We start from the raw sequence: 24,157 nt of genomic DNA, 5'->3' as shown, positions 1-24,157 counted from the left end.
CCAAAAACGTCTTAACTTTCTCTCTACTTTTTCTGGACTACTCCGAATCGGTTGACAAATTGGACGTTTGATAAGCATAATTTGGAGCTTCTTGTGTAATGACTATATCATGAGCGTGACTCTCTCTTAATCCTGATGCAGTAATAGTAACAAATTTACAATTTTTTTTCATCTCTTCTATATTCCTATTGCCAGTATACCCCATTGCAGCTTGCAATCCGCCAATCAATTGATGGATTACTCCTGAAGCTGGACCTTTGAATGGAACTCTTCCTTCCACTCCTTGTGGAACTAATTTGAGTTTTGAATCTTTATCTTGAAAATAACGGCTAGCTGAACCTCGTTTCATTGCACTAATAGATCCCATTCCTCGATAGCCTTTATATGCTCTGCCCTTATACATAATAATCTCACCTGGGCTTTCGTCAGTGCCAGCAAAAATCGAACCAATCATCACAGAGTCAGCACCAGCTGCAATAGCTTTTGCAACATCTCCTGAGTATTTTACCCCACCATCAGCAATTAGTCTGACGTTTCTTGCTCTACACGCCTCTGCAACATTCTTGATTGCAGAGAATTGTGGCACACCAACACCTGTAACTATTCTGGTTGTACAGATTGATCCTGGTCCTATTCCAACCTTCACTGCATCAACACCCGCATCAATCAACGCTTCAGCAGCCTCCTTTGTTGCAATGTTTCCGCCAATTAATTGCGTATTAGGATACATCTTTTTTATTTCCCTAATGGTATTGATAACGTTTTCGGAATGACCGTGAGCAGTATCCACAACAACTACATCAACTTCTTCTCCGATCAAAGCTTCACATCTGTCTATACCATCTTTTTTACCAGTGCCAATTGCAGCGGCAACTCTGAGACGCCCTTTACTGTCTTTACATGAATTTGGGTATCTATTGTATTTTTCAATGTCTTTAACCGTAATTAAACCTATACAACAAGAATTTTCATCTACGACCAAAAGCTTTTCTATTCTATTTTCATGCAACAATTTCATTGCTGAGGCACTATTCACTCCCTGCTCCCGCACTGTCACTAACTTATCTTTTGTCATCACTTCGGAAACTTTTACATTCATGTTCTGGTCTTCAATAAATCTCACATCTCGGTTAGTTAAAATTCCAACTAACTTGCGTTGATCGACTACAGGAATGCCAGAATAATTGTGCTCTCTCATTAATGAAATTGCTTCCGCAACTGTTTTATCCGGTGAAATCGTAATTGGGTTATACACGATCCAACTTTCATATTTTTTCACCCTTCTTACTTCTAAAACTTGTTCATCTATTGATAAATTCTTATGTATGCAACCTATCCCTCCATGTTGGGCAATAGCTATTGCAAAGCCCGATTCAGTAACAGTATCCATTGCAGAGGATATGAGAGGGATATTTAGTTCTATACTATTTGTTAAATAAGTTTTTGTATCTGCATCGCAAGGCAATATATTAGAATAGGCTGGCAAAAGAAGTATATCGTCAAACGAATAACAAGCTTCCATTTTTTTCATAGGCTTTATTTAAAGCTTATACGCCAATTAATTAAATTGCAATAGGCAAAATTAGCTAGGAGCCTTTAATTGTATAGCTCTAACTGTTTTTAGGAGATAGAAAAGCTATATAGTTGCTAATACATTTTATTGCAAAATAAGCATTCTACATTATTTGCCAGCAAACAAAACTGCTCAATAGTTAAGTTTTCTGGACGCTGGTTTCCGCTCAATTTAGCGTTTTCAAGGACAGTTTCAGCGTGGTTCGTTATATTTTGCAAGCTATTTCTCAGCATCTTTCTTCTTTGAGAAAAAACAGCACGTGTTAATCTTGTTAAGGTTTCCAAATTTACTGCAAATTTTGGGATAGGCAAAGGATTTACTGTAATTACTGAAGAATGTATTTTTGGTCTTGGAAAAAACTCTTTAGGTTCAATATCAAATTCCTTTTTTATATCACATAGTAACTGGCTTAGCACTGATAAGGAACTATAATCTTTAGAATTGGGTCTTGCCGTAATGCGATCTGCTACCTCTTTTTGAAACATTAATGTCAAGTTCGTAAAAAATTTTATATTATTTAACCACTTTAAAAATAACACTACCGAGATATTGTAAGGCAAGTTAGCAATAACTTTAACTGGACGTTCTATCAGCTCTTCTTCTATAACGTGCAGTGCATCTGCTTCTATAATTTTATACTTTCCTTGATGCTCATTTAGCAGTTGATCATGGTGTTTTACTAAATCTCTATCTTTTTCTATAGAAAGTAGAGACTTTGGATTATGCACCAATATTTCTCTTGTTAATGCACCATATCCAGGACCAATTTCAATGACATTAAAATTCTCCAGACTACCAGCTAAAGCGACTATTTTTTTTATCTCACTCGATAAAATAAAATTTTGCCCTAGACTCTTTTTTGGCTTCAGTAAAAATTTTTTCATATTATTTTCATTATACAGTATTTTAAAAATTAGTTGACTAAAATTCATTGATAATTGTATATTATTAATGTGTTTAACGCCGGCTTAGCTCAATTGGTAGAGCAACTGACTTGTAATCAGTAGGTTGTCAGTTCAAGTCCGACAGCCGGCACTCTCACTCATATAAGTAAAGTTGATGTCCTTTTTAATAGTAGCAAATTGGAAAATGAATGGAATGCGTTCTTCATTTGTTGACTTTATAGGCAAACTTAACAACAAGAGCAACGAAATTACCTCTAAGCTAGTGATTTGCCCTCCTTTTACATCATTTCCAAGCAGTATAGAGTTGAACAATAATATTAATATAGGAGCACAGAATTGCCATCATAAAAAGTTCGGTTCTTACACAGGTGAAATTAGTGCAGAAATGTTAAAAGAACTAGGGTGTACTTACGTAATACTTGGGCATTCTGAAAGGGCTAATGAAAAAGATAGTGAAATAAAACTTAAGTCGGAAATAGCAATAGAATCAGGCTTACACCCAATTATCTGTGTAGGTGAAAATTCAGAAGATTATAAGAATGAAAAAACAAAAGAAGTAATAGAATATCAATGTAAAAACCGCTTGCCAACACACGGTGAATATACCGTAGCATATGAGCCAATATGGGCAATAGGCACAGGTCATGTGCCAAATAATGATGCAATTGCTAAGGTGATAGAGGTAATAAAATTGTGTACTAGTAAAAAACACATTATATATGGTGGTTCAGTCAGTTCAGAAAATATAGAAAATTTGCTCAGTATCTCAAATTTATCAGGAGTTTTAATTGGCAGTGCAAGCTTAGATTTCGATCACTTTTATAAAATTATACAACAAGTTGAAAAAAAGTTTTCTCTTATCAATTCTAAAATCAGCAACTAAGAATCCTATAACAAATGACATCATTTCAGTGTCAAGCATATATAGCTAACCCAAGAAAGGTTTCCCTACGTCATACCGCGATTCATTCGCGGTATCTCTAGATCCCGCTAACACGTAGCGGGATGACGAATTTGTTGTTTTTCAAATTGTAGGTAAACCTAAGCCACTTTAGCTATATCTGTACGAACATCTAGTAAAACGACCTAGCTATAGCTAAAGTAATCTAGAAAATTAACGATATTTTATTCCCCGGGGAACGCTCTATTCTGTTTTCCAACTCTAGTTCCAAAAGAGCCATTAGAGCTATGTTGGTAGAAAGTCCGCTTGCTAATATAAGTTCATCTATATCAACAGGTACAGAGTTAATATGATCAACTATAACAGATTTTGCCTGTTGTAATTTTTCTTGTTTTTGGTTAACAGCATAGTGCTCAACATCAAATAGTTTTTTTGCTGCGGAGGTAGACTAAACCTAATACTCTCTATTATGTCATCAGCGGATTCGATAAGCTTAGCACCGTTTTTAATTAAATAATTACTACCACTACAGCGTGAATCTAAAGGGAAACCAGAAACTGCAAACACCTCTCTCCCTTGATTTAAAGCAAAATCTGCTGTTATTAGAGAGCCAGAACGTTTCGATGCTTCAATCACTGCAACACCTAGCGATAGGCCAGATATAATTCGATTCCTCTGAGGAAAATACTGAGGCTTTGGTTTAGTAGCAAATGGAAGCTCAGTAATTACTAACCCACCGTTCCCAGTGATTTTTTTGTATAGATCAAAATTCTCTTTTGGATACACCACATCAATTCCGCTTGCTGTAACAGCAATAGTGGGATGATTTTTGTATATTACACTGTTTGCTGCAGTATCGATTCCTTTTGCAAGTCCAGAAACGATAACAAAACCAGCTTCGCTTAAATCAAGTGCCAACTTATTGGCAAAATTTCTTCCATTCATTGAAGAGTTACGCCCACCGATTATTGCAATTATCTCACGGCTTAATAATGATATATCACCAAGCGCAGTTATTACAGGAGGACAACTAGAGATATTTCTTAAAAGATCAGGGTAATCTGGGTCACATGCGGGTATAATTTTAGCTCCAATTCTTTCTGCATTATTGATTTCTTCTCGTGCATCTTGAATGCCATACACCTTATTATTAGCCACCCTATTGAGATATTTTAGCACCTCATCTAGCGATCCATGTGTTCTTAGTATACTAAAAAACTTTGTTGGTCCTATAGTTCTAGCCAAGCTTAACCATACTTCTAATTCTTTGTTGTTCAATTTATTTATCTTCATAAAAGGCTTGAATTTCTTATCAATTTAGTGTACCCAAGATAATGCAAATATACAGTGTTTTATGACGCATTTTGTTACAGATAAATGCATAAAATGTAAATATACGGACTGTGTGGAAGTATGTCCCGTTGACTGCTTCTATGAAGGTAAAAACATGCTCGTGATTAACCCAGATGAATGTATTGATTGCGGAGTGTGCATACCTGAGTGTCCAGTAGATGCAATTGTAACTGATGATTCCATAAAAGATATTTTAGAACTAGATGAAGAGTTACTGAACAGTGAACAAAAAATCTTCAAATCATTTTACAACATAAACGTAGAATACTCACAAAAATGGCCAAATATCACAGCTAAGAAGCAACCTCTCTATACAGCAGAAGAGTATAAGGAAAAAAAGGATAAAACAACTTATTTTGAGGAAAATTTAGAATAATACTGCTGAAGGAAAAGAAACTTTTTGTATTTCAGGGTTATTGTTTTTGGTTGCTGAAAATAGTTGCGTTATCTAAGTTGTTATGCTGATAAATTAGTATCGATTAATTTAAGGATTAAGGAAAAAGGCTTATTGACTTTTGAAATATTTGATTATAAAACTAGCTGTTAGCATTAAATCTTGGGGGTAAGTTATGAGTATAAATAAAAGAGAAACCATTAAAAAGATTGAAGGGTTACTTTTTCAAGCGAACGGTAATCTTGAAAAAACATGTGATCTATTATCAACAGTAAAGTTAACCGAAGATGATATTAAAATATTGCTGGAAGAGATGATAAAAGAGTATTATAGCTTGTTTAAAAAGATTTCTTGGAGTTGTGGAATTACTGCAGGCGGTGCACAAGATGCCAACGCAAGCAGCTTCAACGAAGCTTATAAGTTAGGTTCAAAAGAGTTAGCATTGGCAATAATGTCAGATTTTAAGAAGTCTTATGATCAAGAATTATTCAAGAAATATAAAAAGGAAGAAATGTCTTATCCTGAAGGAGAAGGAGTACAATTTATTAGAGAATTAAGAGTTCTAAGTAGAATACTTACTATATCTTTAATAAGGAAACTTGATGAAGTTTACAAGTTTACTCCAGAAGAAATTGAGCGTTTGAAGGAATATATATTAGTTAGCAACTATGATACAAGCAAAAGTCTTTCTGATATAGACAAATATATGCATGCACTATCTGCCTTAATTAGAAACCCCTCACTTGATACAAAAAAGATATTTGAGCTAAATAATCGAATGATAATACACACTACAGCCTTAATTGATTTAGTAACTAGTGGAGTAGTGAAAAAAGAAGAAGCAAAAGAACAATCTGCTGAGGATTTAGAAAAGCTTGTCTGTGAACAGTATAAAGGTGCAGCAAACACGCCAGTACCGTTGCCGAGCACGCTATTTGAAGTGGATAAAAAAAGTGCTTAAAGGAAAGTAAGAAGGTCTTATAGTTAGCCAAAGTAGGTATTTAATAAGCTTAATGTAACCATTATATATGCTATATAGTAAAACATAGAATGCTTATGGTTCCAACTATAGCAATTTTAAGTGGTGGGTTTTCTTGTGAGAGAGAAATATCGCTTATGAGCGGAAAAGCAATAAAGAAGGCGCTCGATAGCCTTTCATATAATGCAATAGAAATAGATGTTGACAGTAACATTGCTGAAAAGCTTAGAAAAATTAATTCGGGCCTTGCTTTTATCGCTCTGCATGGACCTTATGGTGAAGATGGCTGCATTCAAGGTTTATTGGAGATTTTAGGTATAAAATATACACACTCAGGAGTTATGGCTTCTGCTGTTGCTATGAATAAAGTGATGTCAAAGCATATATTTCGGTCCCTTAGTATCGACACTGCAAAAGGTTATGTAATTAGCCGAGAAGATCTACTAAAAAATAATATTAAAATCGATTATCCGTACGTCTTAAAACCAATTAATGAAGGTTCAAGTATTGGAGTGTACATAATTTTCTCGCACGAGGATTACTTAGAACTGAAAGATAATAGTTCTACTATAATGGAAAAGATGATCGTAGAAGAATACATACCGGGCATAGAGTTACATACTGCTGTATTGCTGGATGAAGCAATTGGCACTATAGAAGTACGACCAAAAAATAAATTCTATGATTATGAAGCAAAGTATACAGATGGATTTGCAGAACATATATTTCCCGCTGAAATTCCTAACAATATATATAAAATGACCTTGGAACACGCACTGAAAGTTCATCAATTTTTAGGATGCAAAACTATTTCCCGCTCAGATTTCCGTTATAATCCCAAAAATAACACTTTAAAAATGCTTGAGATTAATACACATCCTGGGTTTACTGAGTTATCGTTAGTGCCAGAAATTGCAAAATTGGCAAAAGGAATCAATTTTAATGAATTAGTTAAAATTATTATTGAAGATAGTTTGCAGCACAAAAATATTAGGGATTTAAGTCATGTTGAGCAGTATTACTAGAAGCCAAAGGAGTTTTTTGCGTAAGTGTGCCTTGGTTATTATCACAGCACTTTTTCTTAAGCTAATACCTTACAGCTCACTTGATAAAATAATAAATCGATTTAATTACTACTTTACTTGGTATAATGACTGCCTATCTAGTTTATTACTCAGTAGTGGATTTTCAATCGACGAAGTAGTCGTGAGCGGCAATAAATTTACAAACAAAAAGGATATTCTAAGTTTGACAGATAGAACGCAACCTATCCTGTATATATCACTTTCAAAACTTGCCGGTAACATACAATCCGTAAGCAGGTGGATAAAACACGTAAGAGTTCACAGAATTTTGCCCAATACTCTACACATTAATATAGATGAGCATAAACCGTTTGCTCTCTGGAAAGATAATAACAAAACCTCGGTAATTGATTTTGAAGGTAAAGTGATCGTAGATGACTATCTAGTAGATGATCTTGTTGTAATTAAAGGACAAAACTCGTTATCAAACCTAGAATTTGTTAGAGATGTGTTGGAGAGTAAAACTCAATTAAGAGACCACATTTCTTCTTTTGCTTATATAGGGAATAGAAGATGGAATATCATACTTGATAACGATTCCACAGTAAAACTGCCTGAAGATAACCCTTATAGTGCATGGGACTATTTAAACCACTTACACAATACAACTGATTTTACTTTCAGCGATTGGAGTATTATTGATATGCGTATTACTGATAAAATTTTTGTGAAGAGGTGATCTGCTGTCATCCAAGTAGCCCCTTTTCCTGTCATCCCAGTGCCCAGACACTGGAATCCCGCCGCGAACCGTCATACCGCGATTCATTCGCGGTATCTCTTAACATAGATCCCTTATTTAACCGCCATACCTTAACATAGATCCCGCTAACACGTAGCGGGATGACGAGCTTATCGTCACGCCGCCGCATACCGTCATACCGCGATTCATTCGCGGTATCTCTTAGCCGCTAACAAGCAGCGAGATGACGGTTGTCGTTTAGCTATAAATATTAAGAAATTTACCAAATAAAAAAAAGGCAAAAGAAGCCCCGTGGTTGGCTAATTACTTACATTATACTTTCAAGTATGGCGTTTTTTTTATTCTAAACGTTTAATAACCGCGATTCAGTTGCTTTTAAGCCGCAACTAATCTAAATTATAAACATTAAGAAATTTACTAAACAGAAAAAAAGGCAAAAGAAACCCTAGGGTAGCTAGTTATTCACTATCTATTTTTTAAGTTGGCGTTTTTTAATGTTTTAAATAGCGTATTTCAGCTTGTGTAGGTAAAAACCCAGAAATTTGATAAAGACATAGAGTGCACATAGTGCAAAAAATTAAACATGAGACGCCAGATACGTGAGTTTTTTTGTCATTTAATCTGTACAGAGAAGATAAATAAATAGCTTCAGTTTCATGATAAGGGGGCTGGCGAAGTTTGTCAAGGAATTTTTATGCAAGAGATCTATTGAAATGCCCCTGTAAAATTATACTATTAATTAGTACACTATAAATTTAAAATTATAGATATGTTAAGCAGATTGGTAATTTTGCTATTAGTTTTTATACTTCCTTTTTCTTCATACTCATACCAGTTTAGAACCAAAGCAAAGCAAGCAGTAGTCTTAGATTTAGCTTCAGACTCATTCATTTTTGACCATAATTCTGATGAAAAAATGGCCCCATCTTCAATGAGCAAGCTAATGACTTTATATATAGCCTTCGATTATCTAAAAGCTGGAATAATACACATGGAGGATAAATTTCGAGTAAGTAGAAAAGCGTGGGAAAGGAGAGGCTCTTCCATGTTTTTGAAAGAAGGTCAATCCGTTACGGTGAGGGAATTACTTGAAGGAATTACAATAGTCTCAGGCAATGATGCCTGCATAACACTAGCCGAGGGCATTGCAGGATCAGAAGAGAATTTTGTGGCTGAAATGAATGAAGTTGCACAAAATTTGAATCTGAATGACAGTCATTTTGTCAACTCAAGCGGGTGGCCAGATGAAGATCATTTTATGAACGCAAAAGACTTGGTAATGCTGGCAAAAAGGATTTTCACCGATTTTCCTGAATATTATGATTTATTTTCCGAACAATATTTGACATATAATGAAATTGTACAAAAGAATAAAAATCTTCTACTTTTTCACGATATTGGGGTTGATGGCTTAAAAACCGGTTATACAAATGCTGGTGGTTACGGCATTGTAGCATCTGCAAAACGAAATGATAGGAGAATTTTTGCTGTCGTAAATGGTTTAAACACTGAGAAAGAGCGAATAGAAGAAGCAAAAAGATTGATACAATACTCCTTAAATCATTTTAACACTAAGAAAATATTCGTTAAAGACAGCGTAGTTGAGGAAGTAAATGTTCTCTATGGAAAAGATAGAAAAGTGCCTATTACAGTTGCAAACGATGTTACCATAACTTACAACCGCAAATTGCATGACCAAATTAAGGTGCGTATTGAATATAAAGATATGATACCTGCACCCATTAAAAAAGGTCAAGAAGTGGGCAAAGTTTTTGTAGAAATACCAGGTATTGAGCAACAAACTACACCACTTTATGCAGCAAATGACGTGCAGGAATTGAATTTCGTAGAAAAGTTTTTTAGGATGTTGTTTTAAGTTTGATATTAAAGCAATTCCGAAAGAGAGATCTATTGCACTTTAGTGTAGTTTTAACTAACAATTTCTGTTACAATACAAGATTGAAATGTTACGAAAATGTGCTGGTTGTATTTGTTGCTGTCTAGTATCCTAGAGATACTGTGGGCTGTAACGCTAAAGTTTAGTAACAGTTTTACTAAAGTTGTGCCTTCGATTGCAACATTGGTAATTATGATCATTAGCATTTACTTTTTATCTCTTGCAGCATGCTTTCTACCTATTAGGGTATGCTATGCAGTTTCCTCTGGAATATGCACAATTGGAATAACTATAATTGGTGCAACCACTTTCACAGAGAATATTAATTTATCTCAAGTTTTATGTATCGTTTTAATTGTAATAGGAAGCATAGGGCTGAAGCTCTCTATTTAAACCTAAAAATTTATGCATGAATTGGATATATTTACTCTTATCGTCACTAATTGAAGTGTTCTGGGTCATAACACTTAAGCATAGTTATGGATTTACTCATCTCGTACCATCAATAATTAGCATACTCTCCATGGCTCTTAGTACATATTTACTTTCGCTCGCTACACGTTCTATACCTATCGGAGTATGCTATGCAATTTGGACTGGAGTGGGCGCTATAGGAGCTTCGATACTTGGAGTTTACCTATTTGATGAACCAGTTAATTTATTCGAAGTAATATGCTTTATTTTAGTTACATTCGGGATTATAGGATTAAAATTGTTTGATACTGCAAAACAAACTGTTGATAAAATGGAATAAAAGATCCCACTGGGATGAAAGAAGCAGATACTCCATATTGTCATGCAAATTGGAATCCAGACTTTTTTCTATATAGCATGGTGAAGACGGGAAACCGTATCCGTTCACACAATGGCGTCAACTTAAGGAAAAATATCAGCGATAGTGTATAAAATTTCTCTCTAAATTTTTTATCATTAAATTATCCAAAGAGTGCAAGGGACAGCACTTTTGTTTCTGTTTTATTTCAACAAAGAAGTCTAAAATGTGTCCTTTTTAGGTGAAATATGCAAAAAGGAAAAAACCTTATTCTACAAATTAAAAATATAATATACTCGAAAACTTTTCAGAAAATCCATTGTGTTGAGTTTTACACGAACAAGAAAACTTCCTTTTTCGACAGTATTTTCTATGATTTTAAAGTTAGTTAAAAAAAGTTTGGGAATAGAATGTGAACTTATGGAGCCATTGACATGTACCCTCAAAGCAAGCTTTTTCTAAAGCAAGGTATAAGATTTGCCATACAGGCTTTCAAGAATTTAAGCATCCAAACAGCCTATCAGGATGAACCTGAGTTGGAGAGGCTATAGACTTATTGCAGCAGATGGTTCTGGTATGAGATTACCCAGCTCTGGGGAAATTGTATCCGAGTTTGAACCAAATGGAACAACAGGCACCATTGGCAATTTGTTTGTTGATTTGTGTACTTCGCTAATTTGTAGTGCTCGTCTTGCAGCTTGGAATATAGGTGAACAAACGTTGGCGGCAGAGCAATTACCCGAAGTTATCACTCAAATGCGTTTATTAAATCAAGAGAAATTATTATTTATCTATGATCGTCTTCAGTAAAATTCATTCAGCAGCATTATGATTTGGAAGTAGATTTTATTTTTCGCTTGCAAAAAAGAAATTATAGTAAGCTATGGGAACGCTGGCGAATTAGATTTTGATTTTATATTAGAAAATGAAAAGCTAAAAAATAAAATGAAAGGACAGAAAGTAAGAGTTATAGTGCTGACATTAGCCAACTGAGAAACAGAGTTTTTGACCGAGACTTTGGAGCAAAGCTTATGTGTTAAGGTGGCACATAGAGGAGTGCTATAAACGACTCAAAGTAGGAGCAGAGTTAGAGAATTTTTCTGGAGAGGCTGTATTACAAGAATTTTGGGCAAACTTGGTCATGTGCAATATATTATCGCTTCATATGTGTGATGCACAAGGGCCTTGGAACCCAGATCAAATTACTGAGTATCGTTTAAATTTTTCAGTTTTATTTGGTGTAATGAGGCAGAAACTCTATCAGGTACTTATTGCGCCAAAAAACTTTCAAGCCCTTTTTAAGTATACGCGCTAAAGTTAAAATCCGACCGGGACAGCCGCAATAAAGTAGATAAGCCTAAACGCCATCATGTCTTTAGGAGAGTTTGCTAATGAAAGTTCTTAAGTTGACGCCATTGGCTGTTCCGATTCGTTATATGACATAAGAGCATCATATATTTCATGCAATGTATTTGAGATGTTTTTTTCCATATGTTGATTAATATGCCCATATATTGTCGTCTCTTCCGAACACTCTGTATCTTTATGTATATGATTTTGTTGCTTTAATTCTTCTCTATCTACACTCTCTATTTGCTCTGACACTAGCATAACTACCCCATATTTTACATAACGAAATAAAAAAATTCTAACTGTAGTATGCTTATATAATCTACGAAGTCAATAGTTAAATTGAAAAGTTTCGGTTATAATTTACTTCATATAGAACATGCCCTTGAATTATGCTAAAAATCGCCATAGTAGGCCTACCAAATGCTGGAAAATCGACCCTATTCAACAGATTAGTAGGAAGAAAAGCAGCAGTAGTGAGTAACATTCCAGGAGTGACAAGGGATAGGCGAGAGGGAATGGGGAGAATTAGCGATTTGGAGTTTAAAGTTATAGATACAGGAGGATGGAACGACCAAACTAATTTTTCACTACAAGTTATTGAACAAATCGAATTTTCTTTATCCAATTCAAACATAATTTTCTTTCTTGTTGATGCAAAAGTGCAAAATGAGCGAAATGAAGAGTTTGCAAAGTGGCTGAAGAGAAAAATAAATAAACCTGTAATACTAGTAGCAAATAAATGCGAGAGTCATAAATCCGAAAATGTTGATTATTTGCAGTTTTTTGATTTTCTTGGCCCGGTGTATATCTCTGCCGAGCATAATCTTGGCATGGTTGATCTTTATGATGCATTAGCTGGTGTTATTGAAAATTTTAACGAGAACACTGAGTTACCTAACAATGAACTGAGTAGGCTGAGGATCGCGATCATCGGCCGTCCGAATGTTGGAAAATCAACTTTTTTAAATGGTTTACTTGCAGAAAACAGACTAATAACAAGTTCAGAGCCAGGTACCACACGTGATTCTGTGGATATTACATATGATCATGATGGAGAGTTAATTACTCTAATTGACACTGCCGGAATCCGCAGAAAGGCGAATGTTGTAGATGGCTTAGAATCAAGATTTGTTGAGAAAAGCATGGAATCAATCAAGCGCTCTCATGTGGTAGTTTTAATGCTAGACTCCCTAGTTGGTATTGAGCAGCAGGATTTATCAATTGGTGAAGCTGCAATTAAGGGAGGGAAAGGGATTATTGTTGTTTTAAATAAGTGGGATTTAATAGGTAAGGATGACAGAAGCAGGTTAATAAAATTTGTCAAACAACAGGAAGTAACCAGGTTATTCTTGGAAGTGCCAACTATAACAATTTCTGCGTTAAAAGGCATGCGCTGCGGTGATGTGATAGATAAGTGTCTTGAAGTGAGTGAATCCTTGAACAAGAAGATCAGCACTGCAAAACTGAATAAGTGGCTCATAGATGCTGTAGGAAAACATTCTCACCCTCTTGTAAAAGGCAAAGCAGTTAAAATGAAGTATATCGCTCAAATTGGTACTAAACCTCCAGCTTTTTCTTTGATATGTAACATACCTGAAAGTGTTGATGAAAGTTACAAACGCTATTTAATTAACGATCTCAGAAAAAATTTCTTTGCAGACGGTGTGCCAGTTAGATTGCTTTTGAAAAAAAATAAAAATCCCTATGTAAAATGAATACTCTGCTTTATACTTTCAGGGATAATTTACTTAAAGTTATGTGTAATAATTCCAGAATTCCTGCAATCTTTCTGCTGTCGAGTGCCGCTGCTCTAATTTTTGCATATGTGCTAGAATATTTTTTCAACATGCTGCCATGCAAGTTATGTACATACGAGCGAATAGTTTACTATATCGCCGGATTACTTGCAGTAGCGTGCATGCTTAAAGACAACAAAATTCTAATCTATGCAATGTTTTGCAGCTACCTCATAGGTGCAGTAATATCTTTTTATCATATAGGTCTTGAACTCCACTTATTTCATGATGTTTTAGGTTGTACAGAGCAAGCAAGTGGTAACGTTAGTATAGAAGAGCTCAGAAATAATCTACTAAATCCTAATTACTCTCCATCTTGTGACAGACCTCATTACGTTCTAGGTGTTTCCTTAGCAACATGGAATCTAATTTATCTCATAGTAGCTCTGTTCGTATCAGGTAAGGTGTATTGTGGAGAAAGAAAGAAATCTAAATAATTTAAGGTACAGCAACAATCAGTTCTTGCAACAGGCAATTAGAGTAGATCACGCTGGAGAATATGGAGCTATTTGCATTTATTCTGGTCAAAAATTTATTCTTAAGAAATCTTCTATAATCAATGAAATAATTGAAATGGAAGAGCAGGAAAAAAAGCATTTTCACTATTTTAATGAGAAAATCAAAGAGCAAAAAGTTCGTCCTACTGTTTTGTTGCCTGTTTGGCGTGTTTTAGGAGTGTCGCTTGGCGTTGCAACTGCCATTATGGGCAAAAAAGCTGCTATGGCTTGCACTGCTGCAGTTGAAGAAGTTATCGGGGAGCACTACAAAGAGCAAGTTTCACATTTAGAAGATGGGGAATTAAGAGAAACTATAAGTAAATTTCGCGACGAGGAGTTAGAGCACAAAGATATTGCAATTCAGCACAATGCTGAAAGCGCATTTGGCTACAACATTTTATCATCATTCATAAAAACAGGCTGCAAAACTGCTATTTACTTGTCTAAGTTAATTTAACTAAGCAGCTTTCTTAAAGTGTTTTAAATGTTCTGATAACAACAGAAACCAGGAAGGAATTCAAGTGTAACAATTATTTTATAACTATATTTACATATCACCATTATTAATAAATAATTAGTATTTGTAAATTAAATACATCTAAAGTATAGACTGCAAAGGAGGCAAAAGTGCGTTTTAATTTAGAAGAGGGAAATGCTCTTATGTAATACCTGCCACAGGTTCACAACTGTACGAACATTCATTTTTGAAGGTAAATTGCACAGCAAATGGTGTCATTCCAGTCTGGAATCCAGAAATTTTGCTTATAACTGAGCTGATAAGCTAAAGGTAATTGTCTTACACTAAAACAAACGTTTTTAATTAAGTTGCATAGAACCAGTGTCTGGGCACTGGGATGACACCCCACTGGTGGTCCAAACTACAACGTTCGTACAGTTGTGGATTCCAGACGGCTTTGTTGCATCACACTTTATGAGATGGTGATTTATGGTAAATTCATGTAACTATCTCAAATTTAGCCATACCAATATCAGTGAATTTATTAAGCAAATAGCATTTGATTGGCAGTTCTTTTTCTCGATTTATCTCAGATTTATTCCTAAAACTAAATCCGAATATTTGCTTTAATCTTGAGAAAAACCCTTCAATATAAGATCTTTTCCCATAATTTACTTCTTTTTTCCATTCTTTCATGCCATCTTCACCGTATAATTTTATTAACCTAATAGCAGCATTCCTGTCAGACATATAATCTATTTCTGGATGTTCTGCCGCATTGTTTATTGGTGGAATTTTTGTCTTTATATCATATTCGTTACACAACTTATAAAACTTGTGCCTATCACATGCTCTATCTGCATATAGTGCTTTTATGGCATGCTGAAAATCGACTTCTTTTAGCAAATCACAAGCTCCATAGTGATCAGCCGTTACTGTATTTTACAGCTATGGCTTTTTTGCTGTTTGTATTCAACATTACATGCAATTTTCTTGTCTGTTCATAGCTGCGATACTTTCTATCTTCGCTATTTTCTTTGCTATGACCAGGAGTGTTGTTGTATATACTAATTCCTGTACTGTCTATAGCAATTTCGATGTCTTCCATATTATTTTCTGCAATCATTTATCTTAATATTAAGTTTCTTAAACCTTCTTGATGCTTGTGAATAGCTGATAACTGCCAAATCTCTTCCTATTTGTTGCAAATACCCTTTTATAAACCCGACTGTTTGTCTTAAACCAATTCTAAAGAAACTGACGATTATATGCACCAAAATCACAACTTTATCACTATAAATATAGTTGCCGCCCTGCATTTTTGGACAATTCTCGTACCAATTTTCTATGGCGTCATTGATATAACAAAAAATGCTTCCTCTTTCTTGGAGAAATTTGTTATATTCATGGCAGTTACTGACTCTCATTTTTTGTGGCATATTTTTTCTTCAACAGTTAAATGGCTATTTATAATGAATTTTGTCAGTAACTGCCAGTTCTTTTCACTTGAGCGATGCAACAAAGCCATCCAAGTGTCTGGGCACTGGGATGACAGGCTAGCCTGACAACCGTCATCCCTGTAAAGATCAAGTATCCCACTACGTGTTAGCGGATGAGATACCGCGGCGGTATGACGGTCTGCGGCGGTATGACGGTTAAGCAATTCGTCATCCCGCTGCTTGTTAGCGGCTAAGAGATACCGCGAATGAATCGCGGTATGACGCGGGAAACCTTTCTTGGGTTAGCTATAGAGTTGACTTTTTTATTATGGTGTGTGATAATTGCAATGAATATAGCCTATTTAGCAGCACTTATAGCAGCAGCTATAATAAAAATAGCAGCAGTAATACTTTGTGCTATAATGTGTATAAGCATTTTCTTTATATTATTTAAGGGAAAAAGAACACTTAGATTCAAAAGGATTTCTATCTCTTCTGAAAACAGTAGGTGTAATTTATATAATACTATCAATTATATCTCTCCCACTTATTATATTAAGCCTTACTACTCCGTCACCTCTGGTAGTAGGTATAGTAGGTGGTATCGTTGGTGCTATTTCCATAATACCATTAATAGTAGCTTACATTTTGCTTTCAATAACATCGAAAGGATTGTCTCAACAGCCTGAAAATTATCAGCACTTGTTCTTAACTTCTCTTTTACTGTTTATTGGAAACATCATAGCTGGAGCTTTTATCGCTGTAAGTGGTGTTTTTCCAATATGTAAAGTAGATTCCTTATCATCTTTATCAGCAGCACTAGAGTCCTTACCTGCAGTAGGAATACATGCACTAGCACTTACGATTGCAACTGCAATTGGAGTAGTTATTGTAATCGATCTCGCTAAGCAAGCTAAGGAGTACATATCAGGTAAAATAATGCAAGCAGAAAAAGAATCTGTGACTGATACACATAAAGAACCAGACTCTAAAGTGGATGAAGCAAAAGAAGGAAATGTTAAAAATGAGCGGAAAGTACCTCTTTTGCCCTAAATATAAAGATGTCATCCCAGTGCTCCTTTTTTTGTCATCCAAGTAGCTGACACTGGGATCCAGGTTGCTCACAAGCAAACTAGCATAGAAAGTGGTTACAACGTTTTCGATGAGATTGCAGAAAGGCTGGATCCCAGTGGGCTTTGTTGCATCGCTACTTATGAAAGGCTAACTATAGTTAGGATTATAAGCAACTTATTGAAAATCTTGTTTTTTTTTGCAATCAATCTGATCAAATTTAAGAATAGTAATTTGTTATTTATATTAATAAATTTAATTCTATTGAAAATAGCTAAAGCATTGAAATTCTTGAATTTTAGCCGGATTAGTGAGTGGTAGTGAAATTTCTTTTACTCAAATTTAGGTATTCACTGACCGTTCTTGTTATAAATACCAGAATAATAAGCTACTGATATTCTCCACCTTTTTTTATCTTTAATCCATCATAGCTAGCGATGCAACAAAGCCATCCCAGTGTCAAGCACTGGGATGGCAGGGGAGTTGGATGACACCGTCTTGGATGGAAATCAGTGTCAGCTACTTTCATGACAAAAAGAGGGCACTTGGATGACAGGAGAAGGAAGCATTGCCCTCCTGGTAGCACAATGTTCGTGCAGTTGTGTGTCAACTACTTTTGTGGCACCGTTTGTTATTCAATCTTTATGCTAGTTTTACTAAAAATTATACTATTTTAGATATAATTACAATATCTAAGTTTAAGGTATAGAGATGAATCCTACAATCAAGAGAATTTTCAATATTTTTCTTATAGTATTATTTATTTCTTTTTCTCATGTTGGGAGTGCTGCCGCTGACACTAATACTGATACAACTGCTCAAGTAATATGTAACATTATTGGCTACGTTTGGGGAATAGGCGGACCGCTTATGACCGTAGTGATAATAGGTGCAGCTTTGCTTGCGATATTTGGTAGAATGCCATGGCCAGCTCTTTTTGCACTCGGTATATTTTGTGCTGTATTTTTCGGTGCTAAAACTATCGTCATAAAAGTAATGGGTGGTATAGGCGGCACTGGAAATACTTCTTTGATGGACCAATGCGGAACAGGAGACACAAAAAAGAACTATTTTTTTCTAAAACAGACCTGATGCACGGCTTCAACTATATCTTCCACTTGCGGTAATGCTTTTTTTTCTAGATTTGCAGCGTAAGGTAAGGGGATGTCCTTGCCAGTTACACGTACAACTGGAGCATCAAGGTAGTCAAATCCTTGTTCCATAATAACGGCTGACAGCTCTGCTCCTATTCCTGCAAATGGCCATCCTTCTTCTACACTAACTAACCTATTAGTCTTCTGAATAGAGTTAATAACAGTTTGAGTGTCAAGTGGTCTTAAGGTTCTGAGGTCAATAACTTCAGCTTCTATACCTTCACTCGAAAGTAAATCTGCTGCATTTAAGGCATCCATTAATTTTAATGAAAAAGCAGTGATAGTTACATCCTTTCCTTCCCGTATAACAGCAGCTTTGCCTATCTCAAGTAGATAATCTTTGTTTGATAGCTCAGAGTCAGAAACTTCATGCTCATGTCCATAAGCTATTTCGTTTTCTAGAAATATTACCGGATTAGGGTCACGAATTGCAGCTTTAAGCAGACCTCTGCAATCTGAGGCAAAATAGGGTGCTATTACTTTTAACCCCGGTATATGCGAATACCAAGCTGCAAAGCATTGAGAATGTTGTGCAGCAACTCTTGCTGCAGCGCCATTTGGTCCACGAAATACTATAGGGCATCCAAGTTGTCCGCCTGACATATAATTTGTTTTTGCTGCGGAATTCACAATTTGGTCAATAGCTTGCATAGAAAAATTAAAAGTCATAAACTCGACTATTGGCTTTAATCCAGCAAATGCCGCTCCAACAGCAAGGCCAGCAAATCCATGTTCGGTAATAGGCGTATCAACTACTCTGTTTTCTCCAAACTCTTTCAGTAATCCTTTCGTTACTTTATAAGCACCATCATACTCTGCAACTTCTTCACCCATGATAAGCACATCAGAGTCGTTTTGCATTTCTTCTCTAATTGCTGTGCATAAAGCTTCTCTTACACTTAAGGTTGCCATTTATAAACTTTTATAGACTTTAACTAAAGTAACTATATCAGAATTACTGGGGGTAAGTAAAGTGTACAAATTAAGTTTTACAAACATCATGACCAACTCATTCCAAAAAAAAATCTTCTCACGCTTGCTGGTTTTGGTTGCTAAAAATGATTGTATTGCTTGTGTTTTTAATAATATATACTGCTAAGTTAATAATAATTCACTTGGGAATAACAGAAAAATACATGATAATTTTATATTTCAAATAGAATAAAATCCTTTTTATTGATACTGTCTTTTTTTGTAAAAAACATTCCTAACTTTTCCACCACTTTTTCTGGCTAAGGTCAGTATAACTTTTGCTTGAAATAACTGTTTATATGGTGCAATTTACAGCTTTTAGTTGCTAAAATTATAACTCTTAATTTAATAATTTTAATCCAATAAGCTTTCAGGTTAATAAAATTAAATTATTTGAGTAAATGCAATACCATGTCTTTATTTGTGGGTAATAATAAGAATAACGAAGGTTGGCTCAGCTACACTTCTATAATTTCAATTTTTATGTTTACCGTATAAAAGAAGTTTCTTCTATCTGTGTCTTCGCGTTTGAAACTAACTTTATTCTATCTCTTTCTTGTTCTGGACTTAACCTGTGAAGCGCGTAACTGAAATCTTCCTCACTCACTATAAGCCGTCTTTGCGCACCAGCGCTAATTTTTGCTTCATTCACTAATTGCTCTAACTCAGCCCCAGAATAGCCTTCAGTCTTGTCTGCAATGTCTTGGAGGCTTAGCTTTTCATCAGTTTTTGTACCTCGCATATAAAGTGCCAATATCTTTTGTCTCACCTCTATGTTTGGATTAGGGACATAAACCTTCTGACCTAAACGTCCAGGTCTAATAAGTGCTGGATCTATACCACCGATAAGGTTAGTTGCACCAATTACTATTATATCTTTTCTGCTCTTAAATCCATCTATTTCAGTTAACAACTGTGTTAAACTCTCTCGACAATGGTAAGCTGAGTTATTAGCGGTACTTCTTTTTGAGCAACTGCATCTATTTCATCTATAAAGACTATACAAGGAGAATATTTTTTTGCTATTTTAAAAAGCTCGCGTACAGCATGTGCACCATGACCAATATATACTCCAATAAGTTCAGGACCTGAGATGCTTATGAAATTCATATTTGATTCACCTGCAATTGCACGAGCGATAAGTGTTTTACCATTTCCAGGAGGGCCATATAATATGTAACCTCTTAGTGAATTAATACTTTTATTTCCAAACAGCTTGCGCATTTCTTCTGTCATTTGGTCACAGCAAATCATCTGCAACCGTTGTTTTAAGGAGTCATCAATTATAGCATCAGCAAATGTTATTCTTTTATCATCTGAATTAGCTAATTCTATCGATATAGGCAGCTCTACTTCCTTTAGTTTGCTGAATACTTGATCATATACAAACCAAACAATAAAAAGGGGAACGACAAGTAACACACAAGGCATAGCTTCACTAACATAATGTGCAGCTAACTCATACCCTTTACTAAGCAACATTGTATGCATATAGGCAAACAAAAAAGCGATAGAGACAATAGTTGCCACGCATAGTAAACAGATTGAAATTCTTTTTAGTAATTCTGAAATTTCAATTTTTTTCATCTTAATACCTTATACCAATTTTAAACTAAGAATAATTTTATCTAGCTTACCTATTTTAGCTTGATTAGAGCGTTCAGAAAAATTATCAAGTACGTACTTTAATTTATTAAATACTAAAAACAATATATCACCATATTGTCACATACATCTTTAAAGTTTACCAAATTCATTTTCAAAAAACAAGATTTTATTATTAACCAGAATTCTGGATTAGATTTTAGGTAAATTATTGAAAGTCTTGAATTTTACTAAATTAGTAACTAGTCTTAAAATGCTTACTGCTTTATCGTAAATGCTAAAACAATAAGCTATTGATATTCTTGTTTTTTTTAATCTCCAATCCAGAATTCGGGTTAAAAACGCTAACTTGTATCTTCAAGAAGTAAGACATAATAGCTCTAAAATGTCTTGCAAGGAAAGGTAAAGCTGAACGCTAACTTATGCCAGAAAAATACCGTCTTGTTTGCCTTTTTGAGTAGTATCATCTTATTTTTCCTGTAAATTTTGTTTATAACGCCTAAGATTTACGATATTTTAATCCCGGTAGAATATCTTATAAAATCAGATTATATGTTATACCTATGGAAATAGATAACTTTCAGCAATATTACAACCAAGAAGAAATGAAGACAGTAACATTAGCTCAAATTTATAAAGACTTGGTAATAAAGATATTCGATATAGCCACAAGCAAAATGTAAGCTACTATTAATGGTATTATGGAAATAGCACCAACGATACCACCTACTATACCTACTACCAGAGGTGACGGAGTAGTAAGGCTTAATATAATAAGTGGGAGAGATATAATTGATAGTATTATATAAATTACACCTACTGTTTTCAGAAGAGATAGAAATCCTTTTGAATCTAAGTGTTCTTTTTCCCTTAAATAATATAAAGAAAATGCTTATACACATTATAGCACAAAGTATTACTGCTGCTATTTTTATTATAGCTGCTGCTATAAGTGCTGCTAAATAGGCTATATTCATTGCAATTATCACACACCATAATAAAAAAGTCAACTCTATATGTTTAGGTTGTAAAATCCCAAAAAGCAGCCAGAATAGAATAAGCAAACATTTACGAATTGAATTTAGTGCAAACAAGGGTGTTGATATCAACCATACTCTGCAGAATCGCAATATGGTATGACTACATGCTTTTTATTGATTTGATTAACATAATCAGCAGAGAGTTTTGTTTTGCAAAAGATGTCTACAGTAACATACTGCAATTATTTGGAATTGTAGGGCTAGGTGCAATTGTAAGGCCACTTGGTGCATTCATATTTGGTCACGTTGGTGACAGGTATGGAAGGAGGATAGCATTAATAATTACTATCTTGCTAATATCGATACCATCAAGTCTCATTGCATTTATTCCAAGTCACAATCAAGTAGGTATAATTTCTACTATATTGCTTCTTGCAATCCATATAACACAAGGAATTGCACTTGGTGGTGAACAAGGAAGTTCTGTTTATCTTATAGAGCATTTATCCAGTAGGAAAGAGAACTTAGGGATGTATTTTGGAATGATGGGTTTTGGTCGCTCCATTGGCGTCTTGCTTTCTGCGGTGATAGTGATTATCTGCAAAAAAACTACTGATTTTTGTACCTTGGGTTGGAGATTGCCATTTATTTTCTCAGCTATTTTAGGATTAATTAGCGCGTATAGCATATACACATTGGGAGAAACTCCAGCATATGAAAAAAATCGAAAACAAAGAAATTTACCTGATTTGCCAATAATAGAGCTTATAAAACGCCACAAGAGAGCTCTTATACTTGCTATTTTAATATCTGTACCTGTTAATGTTGCTGTTGGATTTACCATATTTCTTCGAACTCTCGCAAAGGAAATAGCATCAGTGGATGTTTATGTAACAACATATATCAACGAAATTGTATTGATTATAACCAGTGTATTAATGCCGATATCTTCAATAGCGTTTGGAATGTTGGCTGATAAAGTTGGAAAAGAGCGCACTGCAATCTTATTTATAGCAATTACAATGGCACTGTGTTGTCCTGCGTTATCTATTGCATATTACTATAAAAATTATCTTGTGATTGCGTTGAGCGTAATGGTTCTCTCTATAATAGAAAGGGGTATAGTTCCCATAGGAATAGTTGCATCTGAACTCTTTCCTACCAATGTTAGATTTAGTGGTGTGAGCTTATCACGCAATATCTCTTATGCGTTACATGGAGGATTTACTCCTATGGTTTGTATTTGGTTGACTGTAACATTTCCTCAAACAAACCTTGCTGCTGGGCTTTATATAGTCTTCTGCTTGTTGATCAGTGTGGTAGCAATATTGCAAATAAAACCGCAAGATAAGAAATTTGATTGGTCTTAGTTTTCTCCTATGTGATTTGATAGACCGGGAAAGGGTTTCATCTAAGTAGCTGACACCCTGACAACCGTCATCCCGCTGCTTGTTAGCGGGATCTAGAGATACCGTGACGGTATGACGTAGGACTGCTGTCATTCCAGTCTGGAATCCAGAGAAAAGGATGATGTCATCCCAGTGTCCCTGTAATGTCATTCCAGTGCTTGACACTGGAATCCAGCCTTTATTATGCAGCCACTTGGTTAAAATTAAGTCTTCTGGATCCCAGTGTCAAGCACTGGGATGACAAAGGAGGGCAGTGTCAGCTACTCGGATGACACCCTGCTGGTGGACAATGTTTGTATAGTTGTGCGTCACGCGCTGGAATGACGAATTACTTAACCGCCATACCGTCACGGTATCTCCTAGCATAGATCCCGCTAACACGTAGCGGGATGACGATTTTGTATCGGAAAACAAGTAGCATGACGATTTATCAAATGTTCCTTAGTTTCTCAAAAAAATCCTTTAACAAAAAAGAGCATTCTGTTTCTAATATCCCACCATAAACTTCAGGTATATGGCTGCAAAATTGAAATATCTTAGCACCATTTTCAATTCCTCCACCTTTTGGATTATAAGCTCCAAAGTACAATCGTTTAATTCTGGCAAAGGAAATGGCTTGAGCACACATCGGACATGGTTCTAATGTTACGTACATATCAGCATCACAAAGCGTGGGAGTTGAAAATGCTTGTCTGATCGCTAACATCTCTGCATGTGCAGTTGGATCGCTGGATATATTGTGTGCAGAAGAAATGATATTGTCTCCACTCACTATTACAGCACCTATGGGCACCTCATCATTTTTTTGAGCGAGTTTGGCTTGCTCTATGGCAAGCTCCATATATTGATACTTAAACACTAGGCA

Annotated in this window: 22 protein-coding genes, 1 tRNA gene and 4 pseudogenes; 16 read left to right on the top strand and 11 right to left on the bottom strand. The window is 35.2% G+C overall.

Annotated elements, in window-relative coordinates:
• Positions 1-37: 37 nt before the first annotated feature.
• Both guaB and rsmA read right to left on the bottom strand, forming a co-directional pair.
• Complete coding sequence (gene guaB / locus OPR39_RS02250; protein WP_065095043.1) at positions 38-1,531, bottom strand: IMP dehydrogenase; 1,494 nt, start codon at positions 1,529-1,531, stop codon at positions 38-40.
• A 116-nt stretch (positions 1,532-1,647) separates the two neighbouring features.
• Positions 1,648-2,457, bottom strand: a complete 810-nt coding sequence (rsmA, locus tag OPR39_RS02245) for a 16S rRNA (adenine(1518)-N(6)/adenine(1519)-N(6))-dimethyltransferase RsmA (RefSeq protein ID WP_265038986.1) — start codon at positions 2,455-2,457, stop codon at positions 1,648-1,650.
• A gap of 78 nt (positions 2,458-2,535) precedes the next feature.
• Between rsmA and OPR39_RS02240 the strand changes: the two genes are divergently transcribed.
• A tRNA-Thr gene (locus OPR39_RS02240) sits at positions 2,536-2,608 on the top strand.
• Between the two features lie 24 nt (positions 2,609-2,632).
• A complete protein-coding gene (locus tag OPR39_RS02235; protein ID WP_015588848.1) occupies positions 2,633-3,361 on the top strand; it encodes a triosephosphate isomerase in 729 nt (242 codons plus the stop codon).
• A 223-nt stretch (positions 3,362-3,584) separates the two neighbouring features.
• Here OPR39_RS02235 and dprA read toward each other — a convergent pair.
• Positions 3,585-4,672: pseudogene (gene dprA / locus OPR39_RS02225) on the bottom strand (DNA-processing protein DprA).
• A 61-nt stretch (positions 4,673-4,733) separates the two neighbouring features.
• On the opposite strand from dprA, the gene OPR39_RS02220 reads away from it, so the two are divergent.
• The 8 genes and pseudogenes from OPR39_RS02220 (at position 4,734) to OPR39_RS02185 (ending at position 11,951) form a co-directional block, all read left to right on the top strand.
• Positions 4,734-5,108, top strand: a complete 375-nt coding sequence (locus OPR39_RS02220) for a ferredoxin family protein (RefSeq protein WP_141456813.1) — start codon at positions 4,734-4,736, stop codon at positions 5,106-5,108.
• 193 nt (positions 5,109-5,301) lie between these two features.
• Positions 5,302-6,087, top strand: coding sequence for a hypothetical protein (locus tag OPR39_RS02215; protein WP_015588845.1), 786 nt, complete (start codon positions 5,302-5,304; stop codon positions 6,085-6,087).
• A gap of 89 nt (positions 6,088-6,176) precedes the next feature.
• Entirely contained in the window at positions 6,177-7,130 is a 954-nt protein-coding gene (locus OPR39_RS02210; RefSeq protein WP_265038982.1) for a D-alanine--D-alanine ligase, read from the top strand.
• Positions 7,111-7,869: a cell division protein FtsQ/DivIB gene (locus OPR39_RS02205; RefSeq protein ID WP_265038980.1), complete on the top strand. Its 759-nt coding sequence runs from the start codon at positions 7,111-7,113 to the stop codon at positions 7,867-7,869. The genes OPR39_RS02210 and OPR39_RS02205 overlap by 20 nt, the downstream gene beginning before the upstream one ends.
• Before the next feature lie 790 nt (positions 7,870-8,659).
• Entirely contained in the window at positions 8,660-9,766 is a 1,107-nt protein-coding gene (locus OPR39_RS02200) for a D-alanyl-D-alanine carboxypeptidase family protein (protein WP_010082605.1), read from the top strand.
• A gap of 99 nt (positions 9,767-9,865) precedes the next feature.
• The gene (locus OPR39_RS02195) at positions 9,866-10,180 is read left to right on the top strand and encodes a DMT family transporter (RefSeq protein ID WP_010082606.1); all 315 of its coding nucleotides are present in this window, start codon (positions 9,866-9,868) and stop codon (positions 10,178-10,180) included.
• A gap of 16 nt (positions 10,181-10,196) precedes the next feature.
• Positions 10,197-10,541 (top strand): DMT family transporter, encoded by a 345-nt coding sequence (locus OPR39_RS02190; RefSeq protein ID WP_006279756.1) that lies wholly within the window; start codon positions 10,197-10,199, stop codon positions 10,539-10,541.
• A 266-nt stretch (positions 10,542-10,807) separates the two neighbouring features.
• Positions 10,808-11,951: pseudogene (locus tag OPR39_RS02185) on the top strand (transposase).
• A 9-nt stretch (positions 11,952-11,960) separates the two neighbouring features.
• On the opposite strand, the gene OPR39_RS02180 reads toward OPR39_RS02185, so the two are convergent.
• Complete coding sequence (locus tag OPR39_RS02180) at positions 11,961-12,170, bottom strand: hypothetical protein (protein ID WP_012673405.1); 210 nt, start codon at positions 12,168-12,170, stop codon at positions 11,961-11,963.
• Positions 12,171-12,301: 131 nt separating this feature from the next.
• On the opposite strand from OPR39_RS02180, the gene der reads away from it, so the two are divergent.
• From der to OPR39_RS02165, 3 genes are read left to right on the top strand one after another with little or no spacing between them, the layout of a single operon-like run.
• The gene (der, locus tag OPR39_RS02175) at positions 12,302-13,627 is read left to right on the top strand and encodes a ribosome biogenesis GTPase Der (RefSeq protein ID WP_010963041.1); all 1,326 of its coding nucleotides are present in this window, start codon (positions 12,302-12,304) and stop codon (positions 13,625-13,627) included.
• Entirely contained in the window at positions 13,624-14,145 is a 522-nt protein-coding gene (locus OPR39_RS02170; protein WP_015589379.1) for a disulfide bond formation protein B, read from the top strand. The genes der and OPR39_RS02170 overlap by 4 nt, the downstream gene beginning before the upstream one ends.
• Positions 14,120-14,662 (top strand): demethoxyubiquinone hydroxylase family protein, encoded by a 543-nt coding sequence (locus OPR39_RS02165; RefSeq protein WP_006279362.1) that lies wholly within the window; start codon positions 14,120-14,122, stop codon positions 14,660-14,662. Before OPR39_RS02170 ends, OPR39_RS02165 begins: the two co-directional genes overlap by 26 nt.
• 498 nt (positions 14,663-15,160) lie before the next feature.
• Here OPR39_RS02165 and OPR39_RS07405 read toward each other — a convergent pair.
• Positions 15,161-16,101 (bottom strand): annotated as a pseudogene (locus OPR39_RS07405) (IS5 family transposase).
• Between the two features lie 672 nt (positions 16,102-16,773).
• Here OPR39_RS07405 and OPR39_RS02145 point away from each other — a divergent pair.
• Positions 16,774-17,154 carry a hypothetical protein gene (locus tag OPR39_RS02145; protein ID WP_265038978.1) on the top strand — a complete coding sequence of 127 codons (381 nt, stop codon included), beginning with the start codon at positions 16,774-16,776 and terminating at the stop codon, positions 17,152-17,154.
• Positions 17,155-17,560: 406 nt separating this feature from the next.
• Here OPR39_RS02145 and OPR39_RS02140 read toward each other — a convergent pair whose 3' ends face one another.
• Entirely contained in the window at positions 17,561-17,782 is a 222-nt protein-coding gene (locus OPR39_RS02140; protein ID WP_265038977.1) for a hypothetical protein, read from the bottom strand.
• A 101-nt stretch (positions 17,783-17,883) separates the two neighbouring features.
• Between OPR39_RS02140 and OPR39_RS02135 the strand changes: the two genes are divergently transcribed.
• Positions 17,884-18,264, top strand: coding sequence for a TrbC/VirB2 family protein (locus tag OPR39_RS02135; RefSeq protein WP_015588961.1), 381 nt, complete (start codon positions 17,884-17,886; stop codon positions 18,262-18,264).
• On the opposite strand, the gene OPR39_RS02130 is transcribed toward OPR39_RS02135, so the two are convergent.
• The 3 genes from OPR39_RS02130 to OPR39_RS02120 form a co-directional block, all read right to left on the bottom strand.
• Positions 18,240-19,238 carry a pyruvate dehydrogenase complex E1 component subunit beta gene (locus OPR39_RS02130; protein ID WP_015588962.1) on the bottom strand — a complete coding sequence of 333 codons (999 nt, stop codon included), beginning with the start codon at positions 19,236-19,238 and terminating at the stop codon, positions 18,240-18,242. The two genes, OPR39_RS02135 and OPR39_RS02130, sit on opposite strands and share 25 nt — an antisense overlap.
• 547 nt (positions 19,239-19,785) lie before the next feature.
• The gene (locus OPR39_RS02125; protein WP_265038975.1) at positions 19,786-20,211 is read right to left on the bottom strand and encodes an AAA family ATPase; all 426 of its coding nucleotides are present in this window, start codon (positions 20,209-20,211) and stop codon (positions 19,786-19,788) included.
• A gap of 5 nt (positions 20,212-20,216) precedes the next feature.
• Positions 20,217-20,885: an AAA family ATPase gene (locus tag OPR39_RS02120; protein WP_265038972.1), complete on the bottom strand. Its 669-nt coding sequence runs from the start codon at positions 20,883-20,885 to the stop codon at positions 20,217-20,219.
• 1,102 nt (positions 20,886-21,987) lie between these two features.
• Between OPR39_RS02120 and OPR39_RS02115 the strand changes: the two genes are divergently transcribed.
• Positions 21,988-23,253, top strand: a complete 1,266-nt coding sequence (locus tag OPR39_RS02115; RefSeq protein WP_256359313.1) for an MFS transporter — start codon at positions 21,988-21,990, stop codon at positions 23,251-23,253.
• 183 nt (positions 23,254-23,436) lie between these two features.
• Here the strand turns inward: OPR39_RS02115 and OPR39_RS07400 are convergent.
• Both OPR39_RS07400 and OPR39_RS02110 read right to left on the bottom strand, forming a co-directional pair.
• Positions 23,437-23,517: pseudogene (locus tag OPR39_RS07400) on the bottom strand (WPE palindromic element domain-containing protein); the annotation flags it as partial.
• 205 nt (positions 23,518-23,722) lie between these two features.
• Positions 23,723-24,133 carry a nucleoside deaminase gene (locus tag OPR39_RS02110; RefSeq protein WP_015588966.1) on the bottom strand — a complete coding sequence of 137 codons (411 nt, stop codon included), beginning with the start codon at positions 24,131-24,133 and terminating at the stop codon, positions 23,723-23,725.
• Between the last annotated feature and the right edge of the window lie 24 nt (positions 24,134-24,157).

This window comes from Wolbachia endosymbiont (group A) of Yponomeuta plumbellus, assembly GCF_947251575.1.
Lineage (GTDB): Bacteria > Pseudomonadota > Alphaproteobacteria > Rickettsiales > Anaplasmataceae > Wolbachia > Wolbachia pipientis.
Note: the sequence above shows the minus strand (reverse complement) of the source record. Positions and strands in the feature narration are given on the sequence as shown.